The organism is Citrobacter sp. VF227 (genome assembly GCF_052950715.1).
In genome coordinates this window covers 1-529 of record NZ_JBRFVF010000236.1, presented here as the reverse complement: position 1 = coordinate 529, position 529 = coordinate 1, and the positions used below count along the sequence as shown (strand labels likewise).

Here is a 529-nt window from a genome sequence, read left to right as displayed (position 1 = left end):
GCCGCGCCTTCCTGGCCGACGAGTACTCCATCGCCGACATCGCGACGTTCACCTGGGCCAAGCTCAACTTCAAGCAGGGCGTCGCCATCGACACCCTGCCGAACGTCGCCCGCTGGCTCGAGAGCATCTTGGCGAGGCCGGCGGTGCAGCGCGGCCTCGCGGCGATCTGACGGGCAATCAGTTCTTGTTGGCGGCCTGCTGGTTCACGTCCGGGACGCGGGTCCAGGTCTGCGACCCGCACAGGATCTTGAGCATGCAGCCCGAGACGTTGAGCTCGGCCTCGTTCTCGCGCTCCAGGCTGACCGTGTAGATGCCGTCCCAGAGACCCGCGTAGGCGGCGGCGTCGGCGTCGCTCAGGTTCGCGGCCGCCGTCAGGATCTTGGCCACGCCCGGCTTGTCGGCCTGGCCGAAGGCGTAGGCCTTGCGCATCGCGGCCACGACCTTGGCGGGGGCGTCGGGGTTCTGCGTCATCCAGGCGTTGCGCATGAGGCCGACGCCGAGGACCGGCGGCGGCCTCATGCGCAACGCC

General features: G+C 69.8%; 2 protein-coding genes. One reads left to right on the top strand and one right to left on the bottom strand.

Annotated elements, in window-relative coordinates; translation table 11 throughout:
- Positions 1–11 precede the first annotated feature (11 nt).
- A complete protein-coding gene (locus ACU8YC_RS26085; RefSeq protein ID WP_446896125.1) occupies positions 12–170 on the top strand; it encodes a glutathione binding-like protein in 159 nt (52 codons plus the stop codon).
- Positions 171–177: 7 nt separating this feature from the next.
- Here the strand turns inward: ACU8YC_RS26085 and ACU8YC_RS26080 are convergent.
- Positions 178–529: hypothetical protein (locus ACU8YC_RS26080; protein ID WP_446896124.1), on the bottom strand; the 352-nt coding region annotated here is incomplete at its 5' end.